The sequence below is a fragment of the Pseudomonas sp. NFPP12 genome, assembly GCF_900103205.1.
GTDB lineage: Bacteria > Pseudomonadota > Gammaproteobacteria > Pseudomonadales > Pseudomonadaceae > Aquipseudomonas > Aquipseudomonas protegens.
Genome location: NZ_FMWW01000002.1, coordinates 403119 through 428716, shown reverse-complemented (window position 1 = coordinate 428716; position 25598 = coordinate 403119). Strand labels below are relative to the sequence as shown.

General features: G+C 61.5%; 23 protein-coding genes and 1 riboswitch. Of the genes, 17 read left to right on the top strand and 6 right to left on the bottom strand.

Annotated features, from left to right (window positions below):
• Positions 1–124: 124 nt before the first annotated feature.
• On the bottom strand, positions 125–442 hold the full coding sequence (locus BLS75_RS09530) for an XRE family transcriptional regulator (protein ID WP_026020019.1): 318 nt from the start codon (positions 440–442) through the stop codon (positions 125–127).
• Between the two features lie 106 nt (positions 443–548).
• Positions 549–1340, bottom strand: coding sequence for an AraC family transcriptional regulator (locus BLS75_RS09525; RefSeq protein ID WP_011062784.1), 792 nt, complete (start codon positions 1338–1340; stop codon positions 549–551).
• A gap of 114 nt (positions 1341–1454) precedes the next feature.
• On the opposite strand from BLS75_RS09525, the gene BLS75_RS09520 reads away from it, so the two are divergent.
• Together BLS75_RS09520 and BLS75_RS09515 are read left to right on the top strand one after the other, a co-directional pair.
• The gene (locus BLS75_RS09520) at positions 1455–2270 is read left to right on the top strand and encodes a sulfite exporter TauE/SafE family protein (protein ID WP_011062783.1); all 816 of its coding nucleotides are present in this window, start codon (positions 1455–1457) and stop codon (positions 2268–2270) included.
• A 121-nt stretch (positions 2271–2391) separates the two neighbouring features.
• Complete coding sequence (locus tag BLS75_RS09515; RefSeq protein WP_072450718.1) at positions 2392–3591, top strand: hypothetical protein; 1200 nt, start codon at positions 2392–2394, stop codon at positions 3589–3591.
• Positions 3592–3603: 12 nt separating this feature from the next.
• Here the strand turns inward: BLS75_RS09515 and BLS75_RS09510 are convergent, their stop codons facing one another.
• The 3 genes from BLS75_RS09510 to BLS75_RS09500 all read right to left on the bottom strand — a co-directional run bounded on the left by BLS75_RS09510 (position 3604) and on the right by BLS75_RS09500 (position 7005).
• Positions 3604–4584 carry a hypothetical protein gene (locus tag BLS75_RS09510; protein ID WP_072450717.1) on the bottom strand — a complete coding sequence of 327 codons (981 nt, stop codon included), beginning with the start codon at positions 4582–4584 and terminating at the stop codon, positions 3604–3606.
• A gap of 156 nt (positions 4585–4740) precedes the next feature.
• Complete coding sequence (locus BLS75_RS09505) at positions 4741–5988, bottom strand: ribonucleotide-diphosphate reductase subunit beta (RefSeq protein ID WP_011062780.1); 1248 nt, start codon at positions 5986–5988, stop codon at positions 4741–4743.
• A gap of 753 nt (positions 5989–6741) precedes the next feature.
• Entirely contained in the window at positions 6742–7005 is a 264-nt protein-coding gene (locus BLS75_RS09500) for a DUF2790 domain-containing protein (protein WP_011062779.1), read from the bottom strand.
• A 411-nt stretch (positions 7006–7416) separates the two neighbouring features.
• On the opposite strand from BLS75_RS09500, the gene acs reads away from it, so the two are divergent.
• The 14 genes from acs to astE all read left to right on the top strand — a co-directional run bounded on the left by acs (position 7417) and on the right by astE (position 23387).
• Complete coding sequence (acs, locus tag BLS75_RS09495) at positions 7417–9372, top strand: acetate--CoA ligase (RefSeq protein WP_011062778.1); 1956 nt, start codon at positions 7417–7419, stop codon at positions 9370–9372.
• Positions 9373–9975: 603 nt separating this feature from the next.
• Entirely contained in the window at positions 9976–10752 is a 777-nt protein-coding gene (locus tag BLS75_RS09490; protein WP_072450716.1) for an ABC transporter substrate-binding protein, read from the top strand.
• A 92-nt stretch (positions 10753–10844) separates the two neighbouring features.
• Complete coding sequence (locus BLS75_RS09485) at positions 10845–11534, top strand: ABC transporter permease (protein ID WP_011062776.1); 690 nt, start codon at positions 10845–10847, stop codon at positions 11532–11534.
• A complete protein-coding gene (locus tag BLS75_RS09480) occupies positions 11531–12229 on the top strand; it encodes an ABC transporter permease (RefSeq protein ID WP_015636682.1) in 699 nt (232 codons plus the stop codon). The genes BLS75_RS09485 and BLS75_RS09480 overlap by 4 nt, the downstream gene beginning before the upstream one ends.
• Position 12230: 1 nt before the next feature.
• Complete coding sequence (locus tag BLS75_RS09475; RefSeq protein ID WP_072450715.1) at positions 12231–13343, top strand: succinylglutamate desuccinylase/aspartoacylase family protein; 1113 nt, start codon at positions 12231–12233, stop codon at positions 13341–13343.
• Between the two features lie 23 nt (positions 13344–13366).
• A complete protein-coding gene (locus BLS75_RS09470; RefSeq protein WP_011062773.1) occupies positions 13367–14131 on the top strand; it encodes an ABC transporter ATP-binding protein in 765 nt (254 codons plus the stop codon).
• 112 nt (positions 14132–14243) lie between these two features.
• A complete protein-coding gene (gene argR / locus BLS75_RS09465) occupies positions 14244–15224 on the top strand; it encodes a transcriptional regulator ArgR (RefSeq protein WP_011062772.1) in 981 nt (326 codons plus the stop codon).
• Between the two features lie 362 nt (positions 15225–15586).
• The gene (locus tag BLS75_RS09460) at positions 15587–16807 is read left to right on the top strand and encodes an aspartate aminotransferase family protein (protein WP_011062771.1); all 1221 of its coding nucleotides are present in this window, start codon (positions 15587–15589) and stop codon (positions 16805–16807) included.
• 133 nt (positions 16808–16940) lie between these two features.
• On the top strand, positions 16941–17960 hold the full coding sequence (gene aruF, locus BLS75_RS09455) for an arginine/ornithine succinyltransferase subunit alpha (RefSeq protein WP_011062770.1): 1020 nt from the start codon (positions 16941–16943) through the stop codon (positions 17958–17960).
• Positions 17961–18044: 84 nt separating this feature from the next.
• A complete protein-coding gene (gene astA, locus BLS75_RS09450) occupies positions 18045–19073 on the top strand; it encodes an arginine N-succinyltransferase (RefSeq protein ID WP_011062769.1) in 1029 nt (342 codons plus the stop codon).
• Positions 19070–20536, top strand: coding sequence for a succinylglutamate-semialdehyde dehydrogenase (astD, locus tag BLS75_RS09445; RefSeq protein ID WP_072450714.1), 1467 nt, complete (start codon positions 19070–19072; stop codon positions 20534–20536). Before astA ends, astD begins: the two co-directional genes overlap by 4 nt.
• A gap of 136 nt (positions 20537–20672) precedes the next feature.
• The gene (astB, locus tag BLS75_RS09440) at positions 20673–22019 is read left to right on the top strand and encodes an N-succinylarginine dihydrolase (RefSeq protein WP_011062767.1); all 1347 of its coding nucleotides are present in this window, start codon (positions 20673–20675) and stop codon (positions 22017–22019) included.
• A gap of 56 nt (positions 22020–22075) precedes the next feature.
• Positions 22076–22363, top strand: coding sequence for a hypothetical protein (locus BLS75_RS09435; protein ID WP_011062766.1), 288 nt, complete (start codon positions 22076–22078; stop codon positions 22361–22363).
• Between the two features lie 13 nt (positions 22364–22376).
• Positions 22377–23387 carry a succinylglutamate desuccinylase gene (astE, locus tag BLS75_RS09430; protein WP_011062765.1) on the top strand — a complete coding sequence of 337 codons (1011 nt, stop codon included), beginning with the start codon at positions 22377–22379 and terminating at the stop codon, positions 23385–23387.
• 58 nt (positions 23388–23445) lie between these two features.
• Here astE and BLS75_RS09425 read toward each other — a convergent pair whose 3' ends face one another.
• The gene (locus tag BLS75_RS09425; protein ID WP_011062764.1) at positions 23446–23955 is read right to left on the bottom strand and encodes a 6,7-dimethyl-8-ribityllumazine synthase; all 510 of its coding nucleotides are present in this window, start codon (positions 23953–23955) and stop codon (positions 23446–23448) included.
• Positions 23956–24076: 121 nt separating this feature from the next.
• A riboswitch (FMN riboswitch) is annotated at positions 24077–24247 on the bottom strand.
• 218 nt (positions 24248–24465) lie between these two features.
• Here BLS75_RS09425 and ltaE point away from each other — a divergent pair.
• Positions 24466–25470: a low-specificity L-threonine aldolase gene (ltaE, locus tag BLS75_RS09420; RefSeq protein WP_072450986.1), complete on the top strand. Its 1005-nt coding sequence runs from the start codon at positions 24466–24468 to the stop codon at positions 25468–25470.
• Positions 25471–25598 lie beyond the last annotated feature (128 nt).

The window sequence follows — 25598 nt, the reverse complement described above, 5'->3', positions numbered from 1 at the left end:
ATGGCATCCGCCGTTTGCGGCGCCATGAGGCCTGGATCAAAACCCTGGCCTGCCCGCGGGTTCGTCCGGGCTCGACCCCTCTGCCAGTACCGGCCTTGTACGAGCACCTGCCCAGGCGGCTGGATCATTCGATCAGGGCGTAGTCGGGCCGCTCCATCGGGTTGGGAGTGGCTCCCTTGATGTTCATGCCGCGGCCCGGGGTGAAGCCCGGGAAGAACACCAGGCCCTGGGCCTCAAGGCAGAACGCCAGGGCCAGGCGGGTTACGTCACGGACCTCGTAGCCCGCTTCGAAGCGCTGGATGGCTTGCACCGAGACCGCGGACTCGCGGGACAGCTGATCCATGTCCCAGCCCAGCATGTCCCGGGCCTGGGCACAGTGTTGTGGGGTGAATTGATAGAGAGCGATACGTTCCAGGGTGATTTTCATCGCGAGAGAGGCCATGGTTTTCTCCGGGAGGTTAGGCAGTGCGTTGGCTTTGTACTGGATATTTGTACAGTTGTTTTGCGTCCGGATCAAACTCAATTTCTGCCACTGCGCCAGCCTTTGGTCACAAGGCTTTTCCAGGGGCGGGATGCTCTTGATTCAGGTAGGTGCTGGGGGATTGCCCCAGCACCCGACGGAACATGGTGGAGAACGCGCCAGGGCTGTCATAACCCAGGTCCAGGGCGATTCGGGTTACCGGCTCCGCGGCCGCCAGCCGGGCCAGGGCCTGGATCACGCAGGCCCGTTGCCGCCACTGCACGAAGCTCATATCGGTCTCCTGGCGAAACCAGCGATTGAAGGTACGCAGGCTGACATGCAGTCGGTCTGCCCAATGCAGGGGGGATTGATGGACATCGGGCCGGGCGAGAAAAGCCCGGCACAACTCCAGCAGTGGGCCGCCGGCCGGCAAGGGAATGTGCAGCGGCAGGCCAGGGCAACGCTGGATTTCGTGCAGCAGCAGGTTGATCAGCAGCCCGTCGCGCCCGTCCAGGTCGTATTCCAGGGGCATGTCCACTGCTTCCAGCAGTAGCTGGCGCAGCAGTGGCGAGATGCCGATGACCCGGCAGCCGCTGCTGTCCAGTGGCGCCGCAGCCGGCTCGATATACAGGCTGCGAGTGCTGACCCCAAGCATCAGCACCTCATGTTCCACCCCCGGTGGAATCCACACCGCCCGCTGCGGTGGCACCACCCAGTTGCCCTGATCGGTACTGACCTGCATCACTCCGGTGGCGCCATAGAGCAGTTGTGCCCGCCGATGCCGATGGCGCGGCAGGCGTTGCCCGTCTGGGTAGTCGGTGCCAATGGCGAGCACGGGACGCGGGGTCTGATCCAGTTGGTCGATGGAGATATTGCGCATGCCGACACAGTCCCGTATTTGGCGTAAACGCAAACATTATTGGCCAATTTGCTGAAGCCGGCCAAGCGCTGGGGTTCTATCTTCCAGGGCGTCTACCTGAATGGAAACGCCTTGATGTTCTATCTACTGTTGGCACTTTTTGGTTGCATGACGGGCATCAGCGCCGTGCTGTTCGGCTTTGGTGGCGGGTTTGTGGTGGTGCCGCTGCTGTACTGGATGTTGCTCGGCAGCCAGGGCGCCGATTCGGCGGTGGGGCAGGCGGCGATGCATGTCGCGGTAGCCACTTCGACCTGCGTGATGATCGTCAACGCCCTGGTTGCCACCGGCAGGCACCAGCGCGCAGGCAATCTTGTCCGCCGCTATCTGTGGCCCCTGGGTGGCTATATCGGGCTGGGGGCGATAGTTGGCGCGGCGGGGGCCATGTGGGTGAGTGGCGAGGTGATCCGCTATGCCTTTATTGCCTACCTGGGCCTGACCATTGCCGACTGCCTGCTGCGCCGGGGGTTTCTTGAACAGTCGGTAGGGCAGAAAACCCGTGACCTGGGATCAGGCGAAACGCTCTTTGGCGGTGTAGGAATAGGCGTCATTGCTACCTTTCTCGGAGTGGGCGGCAGTGTCATGACTGTTCCCCTGCTACGTCGCTGCGGCCTGAGCATGACCCAGGCCACCTCCATGGCCAATCCGCTGAGTGTCCCCGTGGCGCTGGCGGGTACTGCGACCTATATGGCGCTGGCAGGCTATAGCCGCTTCGATCTGGGGCCCTGGTTTGTCGGTTATGTCGACCTGCTGGCGTTTTTTGTCCTCACCCTGGGTTCGTTGCTGGGTATTCGTCTGGCCGCGCCCTGGATCGGCAGGATCCCTGACCGGGTACATGCGAGGGTTTACATCGGTCTGTTGTTTCTGGTGCTGCTGAGCATGTGCCTGAAGTGATAGAAGCGTCACGCTTGGCCGCTCGATTGTCCTGGGGCGCCGGTCCATAATTGCTCGTCGCTTACCACAGGCCCAGGCGCTGTTGACGACGCTGGCGGCCTTTTCATGCAAGGGAGTTTCCATGTTCAACGGATTGATGCGCCAGATCCTCGGTGCCCTGTTGCTGTGTATCTACCTTCAGGGCCTGCAGGCCTCGCCCTCTCGACAGGTTCTCAGCGGCACTCTGGGCAAGATGCCGATTGTGCTGGAAATCAATACCGACGATCCCAAGGACGTCACAGGGCGATATTTCTATCAGAAGTATCACCATGATCTGGCACTCAACGGCACGCTTGTCGGGCAGGCGCTGGAGCTGCGGGAAGGAGGAGGCCGCCCTGACGATGAGCAGGCGGCCCTGCCCACCTTCAAGTTGCAGCAAACTGGCGATGGCTGGCAGGGACAGTGGCAGGATTCCAAGGGCAAGACTCTCGATGTGCAGTTGTCCACGGCCAAGGCTGAGGCGCCCAAGCCGGATGCGTTGCCCTATCTGGCGCAGCTTTATCCGAATGATCTGTACGAATACCTGCGCCTGCAGGGCCTGGCCCTCAAGCAGGGCAAGCAGCAGAGCTTCATGGGTTACACCCTGCAATGGTGGAGTGAGCCAGGGTCGAAGCTGTCGATGTTCAAGGTGGTCGGCGGTTACCCGGAAGCTCAGCAACAGCGTCTCAATCAGTTGTTGATGGAGCGTCTGTGGCGCGAGGTGAGCGCCTACCACGAGTGCCTGCTGGGAGCCGGCTCCCAGGGGGGCGAATTCATGCAGACGGTAAAACCACAGTTCTTCTCACCGGCGGTACTGAGCGTGAATATCTCCACCAGCTATTCCTGCGGCGGTGCTCACCCGGACTTTGGCGACTCCCCCATGAGTATCGACGTGAACAGTGGCCACCCGTTGTCACTGTCCGATGTGCTCTGGGTGGGGCAAGGCCAACCGCTATTGCACAGCGACCGCAATGGCAAAGGAGACACTCGTCTCACCGAAGCTGAGCGCACAGGCCTCTACGAATACAACCAGGAAAAACTGGCACCCTGGCTGGTCCAGCAGTTTCGCGCCTTGTACCCCGACAAGATGCGCGAGCCTACCGACCCCGACGAGGGCTGCAACTACAGCGATGAGAGCGTCTGGGGCGATAACAGTTGGTACTTCACTCCCAAGGGGCTGTTCCTCAAGGCCTACTTTCCTCGGGTAGCGCGGGCCTGTGACGGGCCTGAGTGGGCGGTGCTGCCGTATGCGTTGGTCAGGAAGCACCCCGGGGCCGTCGCTCTGGAGCTGCCCAAGCATTGAAACCGAAGGAGGTTATTTTGCTTCCAGCCCCGGCGCCTCACGGATCACGAAGTGATCCAGGTTCTCGATATTGGCGCTGAAGACCCCGAAGGTCGACTCGGGGTCTTTCTTGCTCGGCACTTGCTTGAGCGCCGGCGTCACGCCATAGAAGAAACAGTACAGCTCCCGCTGGCTGTCGGCGGCGCCCTTGATCTCCTCGAGGAAGGCTTTGCGCTTGCGGTAGCTGTCGATCAGCTTCTTGCTCAGGTAGACATTGACCGAGTAGGGCTTCTTCTTGGTTTCGCCCTCGGCCTTGAACCAGACTTTCTGCTCGAAATCGATGCGAAAGCTCTGGGTGTAATCCTTGATCTCCTTGATCTTGCCCCAGTAGATCAGCCCCTTGTTGTCCAGCAGGTACTCGATCTTCTTGAAGAACGAGGCGTAGCTGGCCGTGTGTTCGCCGACCTTCAGCGGCATGCGCTTGAGCAGTTCCTTGTCGTCGATGTTCGACACAAAGCACTCCACTGGGTGGGCGAAGACGCTGGTCTTGTCCGGGGTAGTGTCGCGCCCGGGATGGGGCTTGTGCGAACTGGCCTTAGCGGCTGGCGGAGTGTCCTGTGGGGCATCCACTGCCGCTTGGGGGCTGGCCGGCTTGCGCACGTATTCACGGCGGCTTAAGAGCAGCTCCGAGGGGAAATGCTCCTCGCGTTCCTCTTCGGTCGCGGTGCCTTCCACGCTACCGGCGCTTTTGCTGACCCCATAAGGGCATCCTTCCATATGAAGCGTGGCGGGCAGGTTCTTGAAATGCGGCGTGCGGATGTAGTTGACGTTCTTGGCGTTGAAAGTGCCCAGTTGATTAGTGCTATCGAACGCTGCGCGGCATTCATCGTTGGGGCACTGGAAACTTTCCCTGGCCGAATCGAAGACCAGGGTTTCATCGAAATTCAGATCACGCACGTCATAGATCGACAACTTGTCGTCGAGGCTGATGCAGTACGCAGTATCGAATTTCATGGGCGCTTTGATCCTTAAGCGGAAGAGGGTTCTTTATAGCGGCAGGTCATGCCGCCTGCACGTACTTTGATGAACCAGTCCCTGTGTACATTGGTGCGGCCAATAAAAAAGCCCTGACCAGGTCAGGGCTTCTTGTTTGTGTCATTGATCCGGGAATCAATCCCAGCTCAAGGCGCCGCCAGTCTGATACTCGATCACGCGGGTCTCGAAGAAGTTCTTCTCTTTCTTCAAGTCCATGATCTCGCTCATCCATGGGAACGGGTTGGTGGTACCTGGGTACTCTTCCTTCAGGCCGATCTGCGACAGGCGACGGTTGGCGATGAACTTGAGGTAGTCCTCCATCATCGCGGCGTTCATGCCCAGTACACCGCGCGGCATGGTGTCGCGAGCGTATTCGATCTCCAGTTGGGTGCCCTGGAGGATCATCTGGGTCGCTTCTTCCTTCATCTCGGCATCCCACAGGTGCGGGTTTTCGATCTTGATCTGGTTGATCACGTCGATGCCGAAGTTCAGGTGCATGGATTCGTCGCGCAGGATGTACTGGAACTGCTCGGCGACACCGGTCATTTTGTTGCGACGGCCCATGGACAGGATCTGGGTGAAGCCGCAATAGAAGAAGATGCCTTCCAGAACGCAGTAGTAGGCGATCAGGTTGCGCAGCAGTTCCTTGTCGGTGTCGACGGTGCCGGTTTCGAACTTCGGATCGGAGATCGAACGGGTGTACTTCAGGCCCCAGGCGGCTTTCTTCGCGACCGATGGAATCTCGTGGTACATGTTGAAGATCTCGCCTTCATCCATGGCCAGCGATTCGATGCAGTACTGGTAGGCGTGGGTGTGGATCGCCTCTTCGAACGCCTGGCGCAGGATGTACTGGCGGCATTCCGGGTTGGTGATCAGGCGGTACACGGCCAGTACCAGGTTGTTGGCAACCAGGGAGTCGGCGGTGGAGAAGAAGCCCAGGTTGCGCATGACGATGCGACGCTCGTCGTCGGTCAGGCCTTCCGGGTTTTTCCACAGGGCGATGTCGGCGGTCATGTTGACCTCTTGCGGCATCCAGTGGTTGGCGCAGCCGTCGAGGTACTTCTGCCAGGCCCAGTCATACTTGAACGGCACCAGCTGGTTGAGGTCGGCGCGGCAGTTGATCATGCGCTTCTCGTCAACCGCGACACGGGCGGAAGAACCTTCCAGTTCAGCCAGGCCTTCGGCGATGTCGAGCTGATCCAGAGACGCCTTGGCGCGGGCAACGGCAGCGGAGTCGCTGGCGGTCACGGCGCGGGCTTCAAGAGCGGCGGCACCACCGGCGCTGTCGAGGCGGTCCATGTTGGCTTCAGTAGCGTGGCCGGCGTTGGCGCCTTTGACCGCAACTTCACCTTCTTCTTTGTCGAATTCGTCCCAGCTCAGCATGACGTGTCGTCTCCTGCTCGAGGGCCAGATGCCCGTGTGAAAACAAAAGGGGTGGTTTTTCACACGGCACGCTGGCCGCGTTAAATCATTGGAAATCGTTTGTTGCAGCAGTGAACGCAGGCAATAAACAGAAATACGTGTCCGGGTGCCTGGTGACCGCTGTCGGGCGGAGCTTGGCGTACCAGCTCCTGCGCAGGATTCAGCAGGTCGTTTTCATCCGGTAAGGGAATGTTGCAGGCCCGTTTTGAGGACGCATTATAAGGATATTTTCGGGGGCGTGGGGCGACCGATGGGCGCAGGCGAGCCCGAGAAGGGGGGGGACTTGGAGCAGAGCGCGGGTTTACAAGGCTTTGGCGGTTGAAGATTTTTTTTCACGCTTGAAAAAAACAGCCGGAAATGGCCAAAAAATAGCCAATTTTACTAGATGTTGTGTTTTTGCAAGCCTTTTTGAGGTTTTGAACACAACTCGAATCGCTCGGTCTTGCCTTGGGAAATCTCTTGGAGCAGGTCTTCAGGGGGGGGGGGGCCGGATTTCCTCCGTCGAAGTCGTCGCTGGAGTTGCTCGCAAGGTGGTGGCGGTGCCATGAGGAGGCCAGCAACCTCAGGAGGAAAGGTGCGTGCGATTGCCGGGCTCGCACGTCGTCAGGCTGAGGCCTTTTGCTGCCCATGGGTGGGTAGTCACCAGGCATCTGTGCCGCAAGAGGGATTTCTTGCGGCCGGCAGTCATCAAGGTATGTGCAATGAACTTTGCTATTAGCCGTTAGAACAACCGTTGCCCATTACGCGATATTGAAGAATATGCCGCTGGCCGTGGGAGTCTTCATATTCCATGCGCGCTGGTACAACTTCGCATACTTCTGGAACTTCGCTCATGGAGATAACTTTGGCGATATCCAGATCAGTCGAGTAAGTGTATTCCTCTACCGGTACTTGCTGGTTGGCGACATCAGTCGGGATCTCATCAGCCATCGCGGTTACGCACAGACTGCTGAGGGCCAGAACTAATAAAGCTTTCATTTGCGTTTTACCTTTCTAAGGTCGTGTGAGGTCACGCAGCCTTTATGGGGCTGCGTGTGGAACTTGAGTAGAAGTTTGATTAACTGCCTTCGTGGGGGCTGCAACTTGGTTAATCAGATTGCCTGTTGGGCGAGGCAGATTTTAGGCGCGGGGGGCGCAGTCATATAGGCGTACTTTTGATAAACACCTTTGACAGTTTTTGTAACAATCGCCGAAAAAGGGCTGTTTGGCAGCTGGCTGGAACTTTTTTGGGTAGGGTGGATATCGCTGTAAGGCGCATTCTTGAAGGGGTTTGGCAAATGAAGGGGTATTTCGCAGGGGGTTGTTACTACCATCGTCGAATGGTTCTATAGACGCCCCCCGGCTACAACGGGGTCATACAAAAACAACTATGTCACCGAGGTAAGAAAGATGAGTGCGGCTTCTCTGTATCCCGTTCGTCCCGAGGTTTTGGCCAATACGCTGACTGACGAGGCGACCTACAAGGCCATGTACCAGCAGTCGGTCGTGAACCCGGACGGTTTCTGGCGCGAACAGGCCAAGCGTCTCGACTGGATCAAGCCTTTTACCACGGTGAAGCAGACCTCCTTCGACGATCACCATGTCGATATCAAGTGGTTCGCCGACGGCACCCTGAACGTCTCCTACAACTGCCTGGATCGCCATCTCGCCGAGCGCGGTGATCAGATCGCGATCATCTGGGAAGGCGACGATCCTTCCGAAAGCCGCAACATCACCTACCGCGAACTGCATGAGGAAGTCTGCAAGTTCGCCAACGCCCTGCGTGGCCAGGACGTGCACCGCGGCGACGTGGTGACTATCTATATGCCGATGATTCCCGAGGCGGTGGTGGCCATGCTGGCCTGTACCCGCATTGGCGCGATCCACTCGGTGGTGTTCGGCGGCTTCTCCCCTGAAGCCTTGGCCGGGCGCATCATCGACTGCCGCTCCAAGGTGGTGATCACTGCCGACGAAGGTATCCGTGCCGGCAAGAAAGTGCCGCTCAAGGCCAATGTCGACGATGCCCTGACCAACCCGGAAACCAGCAGCATTCAGAAGGTCATCGTGTGCAAGCGCACCGGTGGCAACATCAAGTGGAACCAGCACCGCGACATCTGGTACGAAGACTTGATGAAAGTCGCCGGCAGCGTCTGCGCGCCGAAAGAGATGGGCGCCGAAGAAGCGCTGTTCATCCTCTATACCTCCGGGTCCACCGGCAAGCCCAAGGGCGTGCAGCACACCACCGGCGGCTACCTGCTGTATGCGTCGCTGACCCATGAGCGGGTGTTCGACTACCGCCCGGGCGAAGTCTACTGGTGCACCGCCGACGTCGGCTGGGTCACCGGCCACACCTATATTGTCTACGGCCCGCTGGCCAACGGCGCCACCACCGTGCTGTTCGAGGGGGTGCCGAACTACCCGGATGTCACTCGGGTGGCGAAGATCGTCGACAAGCACAAGGTCAACATCCTCTACACCGCACCGACCGCAATCCGCGCCATGATGGCTTCGGGCACCGCTGCCTGCGAAGGCGCCGATGGCAGCAGCCTGCGCCTGCTGGGCTCGGTGGGCGAGCCGATCAACCCGGAAGCCTGGGACTGGTACTACAAGAACGTCGGTCAGTCCCGCTGCCCGATCGTCGACACCTGGTGGCAGACCGAAACCGGCGCCACCCTCATGAGCCCGCTGCCGGGGGCGCATGCCTTGAAGCCGGGTTCCGCAGCGCGTCCGTTCTTCGGCGTGGTGCCGGCCCTGGTGGATAACCTGGGCAACATCATCGAGGGCGCGGCCGAGGGCAACCTGGTGATTCTCGACTCGTGGCCAGGCCAGGCACGGACCCTGTACCGCGACCACGATCGTTTCGTCGATACCTACTTCAAGACTTTCCGTGGCATGTACTTCACCGGTGACGGCGCCCGTCGCGACGAAGATGGCTACTACTGGATCACCGGTCGGGTGGACGATGTGCTCAACGTCTCCGGGCACCGCATGGGTACCGCCGAAATCGAAAGCGCCATGGTTGCGCACCCGAAGGTCGCCGAAGCGGCGGTGGTGGGCGTGCCTCACGACATCAAGGGGCAGGGCATCTACGTCTATGTGACCCTCAATGGTGGCGAAGAGCCGAACGAAGCCCTGCGCCTGGAATTGAAGAACTGGGTGCGCAAGGAAATCGGGCCGATCGCCTCGCCGGACGTCATCCAATGGGCGCCGGGCCTGCCGAAAACTCGTTCCGGGAAGATCATGCGGCGGATTCTGCGCAAGATCGCCACGGCGGAGTACGACGGTCTGGGCGATATCTCGACCCTGGCTGACCCGAGTGTGGTGCAGCACCTGATCGATACCCACAAGACCATGAACGTCGCCTGAGGCGGTTTTCGAGTCACCCAGCCCCGCCCGGCCCTGTGCCGGGCGGGGCTTTTTTGTGCGGTGGCGATGGGCCGCAAAGCCCTCTGCGTGGCTGTTGCAGGTGCCGGCTTGCCCGCGAAGAAGGGGCGAATAAATATCGGATTTATCCCTTCGGTGTATCCGAATGTTACCGGTACGGCCGAAGATGTAACCTCGCGCCTACTTTCGGGGCAATGGGAAACGCCGGGCCCCATTTCAGGGCCTTTTATACCCTTATAAAAAATAAGTCATCACGCTGCGCTTGCCGGAATAGAAGGCTTTGCCAATAATAGGCCCGCAATTTGCAGCATAGATCGGTTCCCCGTCTTTCGCTCTTGCATAGAATTGAAGAGCTGTCAATGCGCTGGCCAGGCATTCTCGATGCTTCTGTAATTTGTTGTCGCATTGAGGAAATATCGGCTTCCAGCCTGTCGTTAGAATGCCGGTCACTCGCTCGTCGTTGCCTGTGTGTGAGCCCCCTGCGGGCTGCCCGGGCCGCAGCGCCGCTATTTGCTGTTTCACCCATTCGCATATTGGGCTGTCGCTCACTCTGCCGTTTTCGCCCTTTACCGATGGAGTTCTAAGATGAAGAAACTCGTGCTTCTTGGCGCCCTGGCACTGTCCGTGCTCTCCCTGCCGACTTTTGCCGATGAAAAGCCCCTGAAAATTGGTATCGAAGCGGCTTACCCTCCGTTTGCCTCCAAGGCGCCGGACGGCAGCATCGTCGGTTTCGACTACGACATCGGCAACGCCCTGTGCGAAGAGATGAAGGTCAAGTGTGTCTGGGTCGAGCAAGAGTTCGACGGCCTGATCCCGGCCCTGAAGGTTCGCAAGATCGACGCCATCCTCTCGTCCATGTCGATCACTGAAGATCGCAAGAAATCCGTGGACTTCACCAACAAGTACTACAACACCCCGGCGCGTCTGGTGATGAAGGCCGGTACCCAGATCAGCGACGGCCTGGCCGAGCTCAAGGGCAAGAACATCGGCGTGCAGCGCGGTTCGATCCACGAGCGTTTCGCCCGTGAAGTGCTGGCTCCCCTGGGGGCGCAGATCAAGCCTTACGGCTCGCAGAACGAAATCTACCTGGATGTGGCCGCCGGTCGCCTCGACGGCACCGTGGCGGACGCTACCCTGTTGAATGACGGCTTCCTGAAAACCGACGCTGGCAAGGGCTTCGCCTTCGTTGGTCCGGCCTTCACCGACGTCAAATACTTCGGCGACGGCGTAGGGATCGCCGTGCGCAAGGGCGACAAGGCCGATCTGGACAAGATCAACGCCGCCATCGCTGCCATTCGTGAGAACGGCAAGTACAAGCAAATCCAGGACAAGTACTTCGACTTCGACATCTACGGCAAGTAAGACCGTCGAATCAGTCAGTCCGAGATGGCGCAAGCAGCAGAATCTCTGAAGTTTGCGCCATTTTTTCATCCCAATTTTCGAGGACCTGAATCATGTTGAAAGGCTACGGGGCTGTCATCCTCGATGGCGCTTGGCTGACGCTTCAGCTCGCCTTGTCGTCCATGGCCCTGGCCATTGTTCTGGGTCTGATCGGGGTTGCGCTGCGCCTCTCGCCGGTGCGCTGGCTGGCCTGGCTGGGCGACCTGTACTCCACGGTAATCCGCGGTATTCCCGACCTGGTGCTGATCCTGCTGATCTTCTACGGCGGCCAGGATCTGCTCAACCGGGTGGCGCCGCTGCTGGGTTATGACGATTACATCGACCTCAATCCGCTGGCGGCCGGTATCGGCACCCTGGGCTTCATCTTCGGTGCCTACCTCTCCGAAACCTTCCGTGGCGCCTTCATGGCGATCCCCAAGGGGCAGGCGGAAGCCGGCATGGCCTACGGCATGAGCAGCTTCCAGGTGTTCTTCCGGGTGATGGTGCCGCAGATGATTCGCCTGGCGATTCCCGGCTTCACCAACAACTGGCTGGTACTGACCAAGGCGACCGCGCTGATTTCCGTGGTGGGCCTGCAAGACATGATGTTCAAGGCCAAGCAGGCGGCGGATGCCACTCGCGAGCCATTCACCTTCTTCCTTGCAGTGGCGGCGATGTACCTGGTGATCACCAGTGTCTCGTTGCTGGCACTGCGTTACCTTGAGAAGCGCTACTCGGTAGGCGTAAGGGCGGCTGATCTATGATCTTCGACTACAACGTCATCTATGAGGCCCTGCCGCTGTACTTCGGCGGCCTGCTGACCACCCTGAAACTGCTGGCGCTGTCGCTGTTCTTCGGTTTGCTGGTGGCGCTGCCCCTGGGGCTGATGCGGGTGTCCAAGCAGCCGCTGGTGAACATGTCAGCCTGGCTCTACACCTATGTGATCCGCGGCACGCCGATGCTGGTGCAGCTGTTCCTGATCTACTACGGCCTGGCTCAGTTCGAAGCGGTGCGCGAGAGTTTCCTCTGGCCCTGGCTGTCCAGCGCGACCTTCTGCGCCTGCCTGGCCTTTGCCATCAACACCAGCGCCTACACCGCGGAAATCATCGCCGGCAGCCTCAAGGCCACGCCCAATGGCGAGATCGAGGCGGCCAAGGCCATGGGCATGTCGCGCTACAAGATGTACCGCCGCATTCTCTTGCCGTCGGCTCTGCGCCGCGCGCTGCCGCAGTACAGCAACGAAGTGATCATGATGCTGCAGACCACCAGTCTGGCGTCCATCGTGACCCTGATCGACATCACCGGCGCGGCGCGGACGGTCAACGCGCAGTACTACCTGCCGTTCGAGGCCTACATCACCGCCGGCGTGTTCTACCTGTGCCTGACCTTTATCCTGGTGCGCCTGTTCAAGCTGGCCGAAGGCCGCTGGCTGCGCTACCTGGCGCCGCGGAAGCACTGATATGGAGCGCATTGATCATCCATTGCCCTGGAATCACCTGGGTAGCGAGCGGCATATCTCGGTGTTCCGTTTCGGCAGCGGCGAGCGCAAGGCCTATATCCAGGCCAGCCTGCATGCTGACGAGTTGCCGGGCATGCGTACTGCCTGGGAGCTGAAGAAGCGCCTCGGCGCACTGGAAGCCCAGGGGGCTCTCAACGGCGTCATCGAACTGGTGCCGGTGGCCAACCCGCTGGGCCTGGGCCAGTTGCTGCAAGGCAATCACCAGGGGCGTTTCGAGGCCGGCAGCGGCAAGAACTTCAACCGTGATTTCGTCGAGTTGAGCGAGCCGGTCGGCCAGCGCCTGCAAGGGCGCCTGGGGGATGATCCGCACGCCAATGTGCGCCTGATTCGCCAGGCCATGGCCGAGGTGCTGGCTGAGCTACCGCCGGCGTCCAGCCAGTTGCAGGGCATGCAGCGGGTGCTCCTGAGCCATGCCTGCAGCGCTGATGTGGTGCTGGACCTGCATTGCGATGCCGAGGCGGCGCTGCACATGTATGCATTGCCGCAGCATTGGCCGCAGTGGCGCTCCCTGGCCGCGCACCTGGATGTGAAGGTCGGCCTGCTGGCGGAAGATTCCGGTGGCAGTTCGTTCGACGAAGCCTGTTCGTTGCCCTGGTTGCGCCTGTCGCGGCAGTTCCCTGAAGCGCAGATCCCCTTGGCTTGCCTGGCAACCACCCTCGAGCTGGGCGGCCAGGCCGACACCGGGCGGCCTCAGGCCCAAGCGCACGCCGAAGGCATCCTGGCGTTTCTTGCCGAGCAGGGGTTGATTGCCGGTGATTGGCCGGCCCCCGGGCGCGAAGCCTGCGAGGCCATGCCTTTCGAAGGCACCCAACTGCTGTATGCGCCGCACCCCGGCGTGGTGAGCTTTCTGCGTCCGGCCGGTAGCTGGGTGGAGGCGGGCGAGCCGGTTTTTGAAGTGATTGATCCCCTATCCGATCGGGTCAGCACGGTGTGTGCTGGCACCAGCGGCGTGCTGTTCGCCGTTGAGCGGCTGCGTTATGCCCAACCCGGTTTCTGGCTGGCCAAGGTGGCGGGGCGCGAAGCGCTGCGTCACGGGCGCTTGCTCAACGACTGACTGTTTTTGTGAGAACCGACCGCATGTACAAACTTGAAGTCCAAGACCTGCATAAGCGCTATGGCAGTCACGAAGTGCTCAAGGGCGTGTCCCTGAAGGCCGCAGCTGGCGATGTAATCAGCATCATCGGCTCCAGTGGCTCGGGCAAGAGTACATTCCTGCGCTGCATCAACCTGCTGGAGCAGCCCCATGCGGGCAAGATCCTGCTGAACAACGAAGAGCTGAAGCTGGTAGCCAACAAGGACGGCGCCTTGAAGGCCGCCGATCCCAAGCAGCTGCAGCGCATGCGCTCGCGCCTGTCGATGGTGTTCCAGCATTTCAACCTGTGGTCGCACATGACCGCGATTGAAAACATCATGGAAGCGCCGGTGCATGTGCTGGGTGTGTCCAAGGCCGAGGCTCGCGAGAAGGCCGAGCACTACCTGGCCAAGGTCGGTGTGGCGCACCGCAAGGATGCCTATCCGGGGCACATGTCCGGTGGCGAGCAGCAACGGGTGGCGATTGCCCGGGCCCTGGCGATGGAACCGGAAGTCATGCTGTTCGACGAGCCGACCTCGGCCCTGGATCCGGAACTGGTGGGCGACGTCCTGAAGGTCATGCAGGCCCTGGCCCAGGAAGGCCGGACCATGGTGGTGGTGACCCACGAAATGGGCTTTGCCCGTGAGGTGTCCAACCAGTTGGTGTTCCTGCACAAGGGTGTGGTGGAAGAGAGCGGCAACCCGCGTGAAGTGCTGGTGAACCCGCAATCAGAACGTTTGCAACAATTCCTCTCGGGCAGCCTCAAGTAATAGCTGCCGTTGTGCACCAAATTAGGTCATGCTGCGCACCGCGCGCCAGATGGTCTAACTTGGTGCTGCCGCCCTTGGCTTCTCACCTTGTTTTCGTTTCGGATTGCCCGCCATGACTGCCCATCGAATTGGTTTCCTGATTTGGCCCAGCACTAAAGCCTTGACGCTGGCGCTGGCTGAGGAGGCCTTGCGTGTTGCCCAGCGGGTGCACCCGGAAGTGGTCTATGAGCTGGCTTTCCTGCAGGCTGAGGCCCCGGCCGAAGGCGCCTGGCAACTGCCGGGCGAGCCTTGGGCGGGCAAGCTGGAAGGTTGTCAGAAACTGTTCCTGCTGGCGGACGAGCCGCCGGCGCCGATGAGTTCCGGCTTGAGCAGTGCCCTCAAGCAGCTGGTGCGTGCAGGCTGTGTGATTGGTGGGCTGTCAGCCGGGGTTTACCCCTTGGCACAACTGGGGTTGCTCGATGGTTATCGGGCAGCGGTGCACTGGCGCTGGCAGGATGATTTCGCTGAGCGTTTTCCCAAGGTCATCGCCACCAGCCATCTGTTCGACTGGGACCGTGATCGCCTGACCGCGTGCGGTGGCATGTCGGTGCTGGACCTGCTGCTGGCGGTGCTGGCCCGGGATCATGGCGCCGAGCTGGCCGGTGCGGTGTCCGAGGAACTGGTGGTGGAGCGCATTCGTGAAGGCGGCGAGCGCCAGCGTATCCCGCTGCAAAATCGCCTGGGCTCCAGCCACCCGAAGCTGACCCAGGCAGTGCTGCTGATGGAGGCCAATATCGAGGAGCCGCTGACCACCGACGAGATTGCCCAGCACGTCTGTGTTTCCCGTCGTCAGTTGGAGCGGATCTTCAAGCAGTACCTGAACCGCGTGCCCAGCCAGTATTACCTGGAGCTGCGCCTGAACAAGGCCCGGCAGATGCTGATGCAGACCAGCAAGTCAATCATTCAGATCGGCCTGTCCTGTGGTTTTTCTTCCGGCCCGCACTTCTCCAGCGCTTATCGCAACTTCTTTGGCGCCACCCCGCGTGAAGATCGCAATCAGCGGCGCAGCAGCAGCCCGTTCGAACTCTCCTCCGTGCCTTCCGAGCGCGGTTGACCCCGTATTGTAAGAGGCGGCTTGCCGGCGAATCCCACAGGCAACCCGCTCGCCCGCAAAATCCCGTTCGACGCCCTCTTGTCGTAACGTCGATAACCTTTTCGAGATTTGGGGCTGCCCGCCACGTAACTACCTGGGTAATTACCTTGGGCAAATTGCCCGGCAAATCTGCCGCTGAGGCTGTGCGCAGTTTAAACTGCGCCTTTGCGACGCTATTTGTCGCATTGCCATAAACCCGCTTAAAACCTGGGTTGGCGCTATAAGAAGTTGTCGCTTGGCGACAAGGCCGGGCACAAAACTGTCCTTACAATCCCTCCATCGCTCGCCAGTTTCAGGCGGGTGTTCCTCTTCAGGAGACTCCGATGTCCGTTGAGCAAGCTCCGGTGCAACGCGCCGATTTCGACCAGGTGATGGTTCCCAACTACGCACCTGCGGCCTTCATTCCTGTGCGTGGCGCGGGGTCCCGAGTATGGGATCAGTCGGGTCGGGAACTGATCGACTTCGCCGGCGGCATCGCGGTCAACGTACTGGGCCACGCCCATCCGGCCCTGGTAGGCGCACTGACCGAGCAAGCGGGCAAGCTGTGGCATGTGTCCAACGTCTTCACCAACGAGCCGGCCCTGCGCCTGGCCCACAAGCTGATCGACGCCACCTTCGCCGAGCGCGTGTTCTTCTGCAACTCCGGCGCAGAAGCCAACGAGGCCGCCTTCAAGCTGGCCCGTCGCGTGGCTCACGATCGTTTCGGCGCCGAGAAGTACGAAATCATCGCGGCCCTGAACAGCTTCCACGGCCGTACCCTGTTCACCGTGAACGTGGGTGGCCAGTCCAAGTACTCCGATGGCTTCGGTCCGAAGATCACCGGCATCACCCATGTGCCGTACAACGATCTGGCCGCCCTGAAAGCCGCGGTTTCCGACAAGACCTGCGCCGTGGTGCTGGAGCCGATCCAGGGCGAGGGCGGCGTGCTGCCGGCCGAGCTGGCCTACCTGCAAGGCGCCCGCGAGCTGTGCGACCAGCACAACGCGCTGCTGGTGTTCGACGAAGTGCAGACCGGCATGGGCCGCAGCGGCGAGCTGTTCGCCTATCAGCATTACGGCGTGACCCCGGACATCCTCACCAGCGCCAAGAGCCTGGGCGGCGGTTTCCCGATCGCGGCGATGCTGACCACCGAAGCGCTGGCCAAGCACCTGGTAGTCGGCACCCACGGCACCACCTACGGCGGCAATCCGCTGGCGTGTGCGGTGGCCGAGGCGGTGATCGACGTGATCAACACCCCACAGGTGCTCAATGGTGTGAAAGCCAAGCACGACCGCTTCAAGACCCGTCTGTTGCAGATCGGCGAGAAGTACGGCCTGTTCACTGAAGTCCGCGGCCTGGGCCTGTTGCTCGGCTGCGTGCTCAGCGAGGCCTGGAAGGGCAAGGCCAAGGACGTGTTCAACGCGGCCGAGAAAGAAGGCCTGATGATCCTGCAAGCCGGCCCTGACGTGGTGCGCTTCGCGCCGAGCCTGGTGGTCGAGGATGCCGATATCGACCAGGGCCTGGACCGCTTCGAGCGCGCCGTGGCGAAATTGACTCAAGCCTGATCCAGGGCGGCGGTGCTTCTCGGCGCCGGCTTTTGCGGCCGGCGTCGAGCCTAATTCCTGTGCCGGGCTATCCCGGCATTTTTTTCCCTGAGTCGGACGGTTTCCGACCTGTTTTAGAGTAAGGAGTGACACCATGCTGGTGATGCGCCCCGCGCAAATGGCTGATCTGGGCGAGGTACAGCGTCTGGCTGCAGACAGCCCGATTGGTGTCACCTCCTTGCCGGATGATGTGGATCGCCTGAGCGACAAGATCGCCGCAAGCGAGGCTTCGTTCGCCGCTGAAGTGAGCTTCAACGGTGAAGAGAGTTACTTTTTCGTCCTGGAAGACACCGACAGCGGCAAGCTGGTGGGCTGCTCGGCGATTGTCGCCTCGGCCGGCTACTCCGAGCCGTTCTACAGCTTTCGCAACGAAACCTTCGTCCACGCCTCCCGCGAGCTGAAGATCCACAACAAGATCCACGTCCTGTCCCAGTGCCACGACCTCACCGGCAACAGCCTGCTGACCAGTTTCTACGTGGTACCGGAGCTGGTGGGCTCGGCCTGGTCGGAGCTCAACTCCCGCGGCCGCCTGTTGTTCGTCGCCAGCCACCCGGAGCGCTTCGCCGATTCGGTGGTGACCGAGATCGTCGGCTACAGCGATGAGCATGGCGACTCGCCGTTCTGGGATGCCATCGGGCGCAACTTCTTCGACCTCAACTACGCCGAGGCCGAGCGCCTGTGCGGCCTGAAAAGCCGGACCTTCCTCGCCGAGCTGATGCCCCATTACCCGATCTACGTGCCGCTGCTGCCGGATGCGGCCCAGGAAGCCATGGGCCAGGTGCACCCGCGGGCACAGATCACCTTCGACATCTTGATGCGCGAAGGTTTTGAAACCGATCACTACATCGACATCTTCGACGGTGGCCCGACCTTGCATGCGCGGGTCTCGGGTATCCGCTCGATTGCCCAGAGCCGCGTGGTGCCGGTGAAGATCGGTGAAGCAGCCAAGGGCGGCGGCCGCCAGTACCTGGTCTCCAATGGCCAGTTGCAGGATTACCGCGCGGTGTTGCTGGAGCTGGATTACGCCCCGGGCAAACCGGTGACCCTGGACCTGCAAGCCGCCGAAGCCCTGGGCGTCGGCGAAGGCGCCAGCGTGCGCCTGGTGGCGGTTTAACGCCTGCTTTCACTACCTGGAAAGCAAGCCTAGAAGCAGCGAGTTTCGCGCAGGCCGCCAGCGGCCTGCGTCTGAGGAGATAGCATGATCGTTCGTCCCGTACGCAGCAGCGATTTACCCGCGCTGATCGACCTGGCCCGCAGCACCGGCACTGGCCTCACCACCTTGCCGGCCAACGAAGAGCGCCTGACCCACCGGGTCGGCTGGGCGGAAAAGACCTTTCGCGGTGAAGCCGAGCGCGGCGATGCGGACTACCTGTTCGTGCTGGAAGACGACAACGGCCGGGTGGTGGGCATTTCCGCCATCGCCGGCGCCGTCGGCCTGCGCGAGCCCTGGTACAACTTCCGGGTCGGCTTGACGGTCAGCGCCTCCCAGGAGCTGAACATCTACCGCGAGATCCCCACGCTGTTCCTGGCCAATGACCTGACCGGCAACTCCGAGCTGTGCTCGCTGTTCCTGCATGCCGATTACCGCACCGGCCTCAACGGCCGCATGCTGGCCAAGGCGCGGATGCTGTTCATCGCCGAGTTCCCGCAGCTGTTCGGCAACAAGATCATTGCCGAGATGAGGGGCATGTCCGACGAGAATGGCCGCTCGCCGTTCTGGGAAAGCCTGGGCCGGCACTTCTTCAAGATGGAGTTCAGCCAGGCCGACTACCTGACCGGCGTCGGCAACAAGGCCTTCATCGCCGAGCTGATGCCCAAGTTCCCGCTCTATACCTGTTTCCTGTCCGAAGATGCGCGCAACGTCATCGCCAAGGTCCACACCGACACCGAGCCGGCGCTGGCCATGCTCAAGAGCGAAGGCTTCAGCTACCAGGGCTATGTCGACATCTTCGACGCCGGCCCGGCGGTGGAGTGCGAGACCAGCAAGATCCGCGCAGTGCGTGACAGCCAGGCGCTGGTGCTGGCCATCGGCACCCCGGGCGACGACGCCACGCCGTTCCTGATCCACAACCGCAAGCGCGAGGACTGCCGCATCACCGCGGCACCGGCGCGCTTTGCCGCCGGCACCCTGGTGGTCGATCCCCTGACCGCCAAGCGCCTGCAACTCAACGCCGGCGACCAGGTCCGCGCGGTTCCGCTGTCTGCTTCTCGGGAGTCGAAACAATGAGCACGCTGTACATTGCCGGCCAATGGCTGGCCGGTCAGGGCGAGGCCTTCACCTCGGTCAATCCGGTGACCCAGGCGGTCATCTGGTCGGGTAATGGTGCCACTGCCGCACAAGTGGAGAGCGCCGTGCAGGCTGCCCGCCAGGCGTTTCCGGCCTGGGCCAAGCGTTCCCTGGAAGAGCGCATCAGCGTGCTCGAAGCCTTTGCCGCCAGCCTGAAGAGCCGTGCCGACGAACTGGCCCGCTGCATTGGCGAGGAAACCGGCAAGCCGCTGTGGGAAGCTGCCACCGAAGTCACCAGCATGATCAACAAGATCGCCATCTCGGTGCAGAGCTACCGCGAGCGTACCGGCGAGAAGAGCGGCCCGCTGGGCGACGCCACCGCCGTGCTGCGGCACAAGCCCCACGGTGTGGTGGCGGTGTTCGGCCCCTACAACTTCCCTGGCCACCTGCCTAACGGGCACATCGTTCCCGCTTTGCTGGCCGGTAACAGCGTGCTGTTCAAACCCAGCGAGCTGACGCCGAAAGTCGCCGAGCTGACGGTGCAGTGCTGGATCGAAGCCGGCCTGCCGGCCGGTGTGCTGAACCTGCTGCAAGGCGCTCGGGAAACCGGCATCGCCCTGGCGGCCAATCCGGGTATCGATGGGTTGTTCTTCACCGGTTCCAGCCGTACCGGCAATCACCTGCACCAGCAGTTCGCCGGGCGCCCGGACAAGATCCTGGCCTTGGAAATGGGCGGCAACAACCCCCTGGTGGTGGAGCAGGTCGCCGACCTGGACGCTGCGGTGTACACCATCATCCAGTCGGCCTTTATCTCGGCTGGCCAGCGTTGCACCTGCGCGCGGCGCTTGCTGGTGCCGCAAGGCGCCTGGGGTGACACGTTGCTGGCGCGCCTGGTGGCGGTCAGCGCAACCATCGAGGTCGGCGCGTTTGACCAGCAGCCTGCGCCGTTCATGGGCTCGGTGATCTCCCTGGGCGCCGCCCGCGCACTGATGGATGCGCAGCAGCAGCTGTTGGCCAACGGCGCCGTAGCCTTGCTGGAAATGACCCAGCCCCAGGCCCAGGCCGCCTTGCTGACCCCGGGCATCCTGGACGTTAGCGCCGTGGCCGAGCGCCCTGATGAGGAACTGTTCGGGCCGTTGCTGCAAGTGATCCGCTACGCTGATTTCGATGACGCGATCGCCGAGGCCAACAACACTCAGTACGGCCTGGCGGCCGGTCTGTTGTCGGACTCCGCCGAGCGCTACCAGCAGTTCTGGCTGGAAAGTCGAGCAGGTATCGTCAACTGGAACAAGCAGTTGACCGGCGCCGCCAGCAGCGCGCCATTCGGTGGCGTGGGGGCCTCGGGCAACCATCGGGCCAGTGCCTATTACGCGGCGGACTACTGCGCGTACCCGGTGGCTTCCCTGGAAACCCCGAGCCTGGTGCTGCCGAGTGCGTTGACGCCGGGTGTGCGCCTGTCCTGATTGGCGTGGCCTTTTCGCCGGCAAGTCGGCTCCTGCAGATCTGTGCAGGAGCCGACTTGCCGGCGAACGAGCGCAGCGCGTTCGCCATGTGTAGATATCGATTGCCTATAACAAACAGATTCGTGGAGCCTCGCTGATGAAATCCTATGAAGTCAATTTTGACGGGCTAGTGGGGCCGACCCATAACTACGGCGGCCTGTCCTACGGCAACGTTGCCTCCCAGAGCAACAGCCAGCAGGGCTCCAATCCCAGGGAAGCGGCGCTGCAAGGCCTGGCGAAAATGAAAGCGCTGATGGAAATGGGCTTTCAGCAAGGCGTGCTCGCCCCGCAAGAGCGCCCGGACGTGGCCGCCCTGCGCAACCTGGGTTTTGCCGGAACAGACGCCCAAGTCATCCAGCAGGCCGCCAAGCAGGCGATGCCATTGCTGGTCGCCAGTTGCTCGGCATCGAGCATGTGGGTGGCCAACGCCGCCACGGTCAGCCCCAGTGCCGACACCGCCGATGGCCGTGTGCACTTCACTGCCGCCAACCTCAACTGCAAATACCACCGCAGCATCGAGCACCCCACCACCAGCCGCGTGCTGGGGGCCATGTTCGCCGACCAGAAGCATTTCGCCCATCACGCGGCCCTGCCGGCGGTTGCGCAGTTCGGCGACGAAGGCGCCGCCAACCACACGCGCTTCTGCCGTGACTATGGGCAGGCCGGCGTGGAGTTCTTCGTCTTCGGTCGCAGTGCTTTCGATACTCGCTACCCGGCACCGCAGAAGTACCCGGCGCGCCAGACCCTGGAAGCTTCCCAGGCCGTCGCCAGGTTGCATGGCCTGAGCGAGGAAGGGGTGGTCTATGCCCAGCAGAACCCTTCGGTGATCGACCAGGGCGTGTTCCACAACGACGTGATCGCGGTGGGCAATGGCGAGGTGTTGTTCTATCACGAGGACGCCTTCCTCGAGACCGATAAGATGCTCGCCGAGTTGCAGGGCAAGCTGGGCAAGCGCGGCGGCAACTTCCAGTCGATCTGCGTGCCGCGTTCGCAGGTGACGGTGGAAGATGCCGTGCGCTCCTACCTGTTCAACAGCCAGTTGCTGTCACGCGCCGACGGCTCGATGCTGCTGATCGTGCCCGAGGAATGCCGCGGCAACGAGCGGGTCTGGCAGTACCTGCAAAGCCTCACCAGCTCTGGCGGGCTGATTCGTGAAGTGAAGGTCTTCGACCTCAAGCAGAGCATGCAGAACGGCGGTGGCCCGGCGTGCCTGCGCTTGCGCGTGGCGCTCAAGGAAACCGAGCTGGCGGCGGTCAATCCTGGGGTTATCATGACCGCGCCGTTGTACGACACCCTGACCCAATGGGTCGGCAAGCACTATCGCGACCGCCTGAGCGAAAGCGACCTGGCTGACCCGCAACTGCTGCTTGAGTGCCGGACGGCACTGGATGAACTGACGCAAATCCTTAAACTGGGCGCGGTTTATCCCTTCCAGATCAATTGAAAGCCAGCGCCCGGCGATCCCGGGCGCGCAGCTTTACCCCAGATGAGAACCGACCCATGAGCGATACCCTGCAGCTGATCCTTGAAGACACCGACGGCACTCAGCTGGAAACGTCCTGCACCCGCTTCGCCGTGCTGTGGCAGGGCAAGGAAGTGTGGATCCAGCAGGACGGCCGCGGCCAGCTGCTGATCGGCGTGGATGTGGAAGAAGGCGATGCGGAATACGCCAGCCTGCTGCTGCGCCCACTGGCGACCAACCTGGTCAGCCTGCAACTGGAAATGGAGCCGGCCGATGCCGGTGACGATGATCACGTGCACGGCCCTGACTGCGGCCACGCCCACTAAGGAAGTCCGCTCTATGCTCGCCCTCGGCAAACTGCTTGAACTGACCCTCGCCGGCCGTGAACCGGCGGAGAAGACTCAACTGACTGTCGACGGCGTGCGCATGCGCTGGCTGAGCGAGGGGGCGCTGGAAGTGCGGCCGCCCGAGGCTCGCGATAACGGCCTGGACCTGCTGCTGTCCGCGGGAATCCATGGCAACGAGACGGCTCCCATCGAGCTGCTCGACCGCTTGTTGCATGACATCGCCCGGGGCGATCTGAAGCCCCGCGCACGTATCCTGTTCCTGTTCGGCAACCCCGAGGCCATGCGCCGCGGCGAGCGTTTTGTCGAACAGGACGTCAACCGGCTATTCAATGGCCGGCATGAATCGAGCAGTGGTTTCGAAGCCCTGCGCGCTTGTGAATTGGAGCGACTGGCGGCGAGCTTCTTCAGCCAGCCCGATCGCCAGCGCTTGCACTACGACCTGCACACGGCAATCCGCGGCTCGAAGATCGAGCAGTTTGCCCTGTACCCATGGAAGGACGGGCGTCAGCACTCACGCCGCGAGCTGGCCCGCCTGCGGGCTGCCGGTATGGAAGCGGTGCTGTTGCAGAACAAGCCCTCCATCGTCTTCAGTGCCTACACCTACGATCAGCTGGGGGCCGAGTCCTTCACCCTGGAGTTGGGCAAGGCACGGCCATTCGGGCAGAACCAGGGGGTCAATGTCGAACGCCTGGAAACCCGGCTCAAGCAGATCATCGACGGTAGCGAACCACCTGCGGAGCAGGACAGCCTCGACGGGTTGCAGTTGTTCAGCGTGGCTCGGGAAGTCATCAAGCACAGCGACAGCTTCCACCTGCATCTGCCGGCAGACATCGAGAACTTTTCCGAACTGGAAGTGGGTTACCTGCTGGCCGAGGATATCGCCCAGACCCGCTGGGTCATCGAGGAGACGGGGGCACGGATCATTTTTCCCAATCCCAAGGTGAAGAACGGCTTGCGCGCAGGGATTCTGATTGTGCCGGCCACGGCCGACGGCCTGGCCTGAGGTTCGCCGGCAAGCCGGGCCCCCGCAGGAGCCGGCCTGCCGGCGATACCGCTAACGCTTAAACCGCTACCGCACGCTGCTCGTTACGGCGCAGGGCGCGGACCTTCTGCAGGGTGTCGGCACAGGTTCTTGCCGCTTCCTGGCCTTTGTGCACGAAGTGCTCGAAGAAGAACTTCTGATGCTCTTCACCCGCATGGAAATGATGCGGGGTCAGCACCACCGAGAAGACCGGCACTTCGGTTTCCAGTTGCACTTGCATCAGGCCGCTGATGACCGACTGGGCGACGAACTCGTGACGGTAGATGCCACCGTCCACCACCAGGCCGGCAGCAACGATCCCGGTATAACGACCGGATTTGGCCAGCAGTTTGGCGTGCAGCGGGATTTCGAAGGCGCCGCCGACTTCGAAGAAGTCGATATCGGATTCCTGATAGCCCTGGGCGAGCATTTCAGTGACGAAGCCCTGACGGCTCTGATCGACGATTTCCTTGTGCCAGCAGGCCTGGATAAAGGCGACGCGCTCGTTGGGGTGGTGTTTGCTTTTGCTATCGATTGCAGTGGGTTGCATCTGTTCTGACTCCTGTTTGTGTGAAAAACAGGGCATATATGAATCGAATGGGATTTAAGGGTGCGCGCAGAACGGTCGTGGATTTCCCACGAACTGCCCGGCAACGGCCCTTTGGCGCCAATCCCGTTCTCTCTTCATCCGGACTATGACCGTCGGCCCCGGAATCACACCGGGTCTGCTGACCTTGTCGTCACCTGTGGCCAAGCCACCGGTCTCGCCAAGCGCTCGCGGGCTATGCGCATTGCACGCAATTACCGCCGGTGGGGAATTGCACCCCGCCCTGAGAACGTTTGCCCGCAATTTTTCGCGGGCGGTGAGTTTTTAACACAGATCCTCGCGAGACGCATCGCACCTTTTGGATAATTCTCATCGGATTTTTCAACGCCAGACTCAGGCTTTTCTACAGTTGTTGCTTGATTATTGCCGGCCATGGCCGCAGTTTCGTTTTGAAAGGGAGTTCCCCCTGTTCAAGAGCGGACCTTGCAGGTCCCACAGCCGAGGCCAGATGTGATGAGCGTGATCGATCTTCGTAGTGACACCGTGACCCAGCCGACCCCTGGCATGCTCGATGCCATGGCCAGTGCGCCCACCGGGGATGATGTGTACGGCGAAGATCCGACAGTCAATCGGTTGGAAGGTGAATTGGCGCGGCGCCTGGGTTTTGCTGCGGCGCTGTTCGTGCCCTCGGGCACCATGAGCAACCTGCTGGCCTTGATGGCTCACTGTGAGCGGGGCGACGAGTACATCGTCGGGCAGCAGGCCCATACCTATAAATATGAAGGCGGGGGCGCGGCGGTACTCGGCTCTATCCAGCCCCAGCCACTGGAATTGCAGGCTGACGGTTCGCTGGACCTTGTCCAGGTGGCTGCGGCCATCAAGCCCGATGACTTTCATTTTGCCCGCACCCGCCTGCTGGCCCTGGAAAACACCATGCAGGGCAAGGTGCTGCCCTTGGCCTACCTGGCCCAGGCGCGGGCCTTTACCCGGGAACACGGGCTGGCCCTGCATCTGGATGGCGCGCGGCTGTACAACGCAGCGGTCAAGCTGGGGGTGGATGCACGGGTGATTGCCGAGCATTTCGACTCGGTGTCGGTGTGCCTGTCCAAAGGTCTTGGTGCGCCGGTGGGCTCGGTGCTGTGTGGCTCGGTGGAACTGATCGCCAAGGCCCGGCGCCTGCGCAAGATGGTCGGTGGCGGCATGCGCCAGGCAGGCGGTTTGGCGGCAGCGGGGCTGTATGCCCTGGACCATCAGGTACAGCGTCTGGCTGACGACCACGCCCATGCACAATTGCTGGCCGATGGCCTGCGGCGGTTGGGCTACAGTGTCGAGCCGGTGCAGACCAACATGGTGTATGTAGAGATGGGGGACCGGGCCGAGGCGCTCAAGGCGTTCGCCGCCGAGCGCGGGATCAAGCTCAGCGCCGCATCACGGTTGCGTCTGGTCACTCATCTGGACGTCAGCGCCGGGCAAATCGAGCACGTGCTGAGCACTTTTGCCGAGTTTTCCCGTAACTGACAGTGTTCTCCGTCCAATTGACTGTTTGTATCGTACAAACACGCTGTACCTAGTGATTAACGCCGATATAATGCGGCCCTTTGCCGTCGTTTCGTCTGTTGACGTTGCGCACAGGCCTTTGGCCGCAG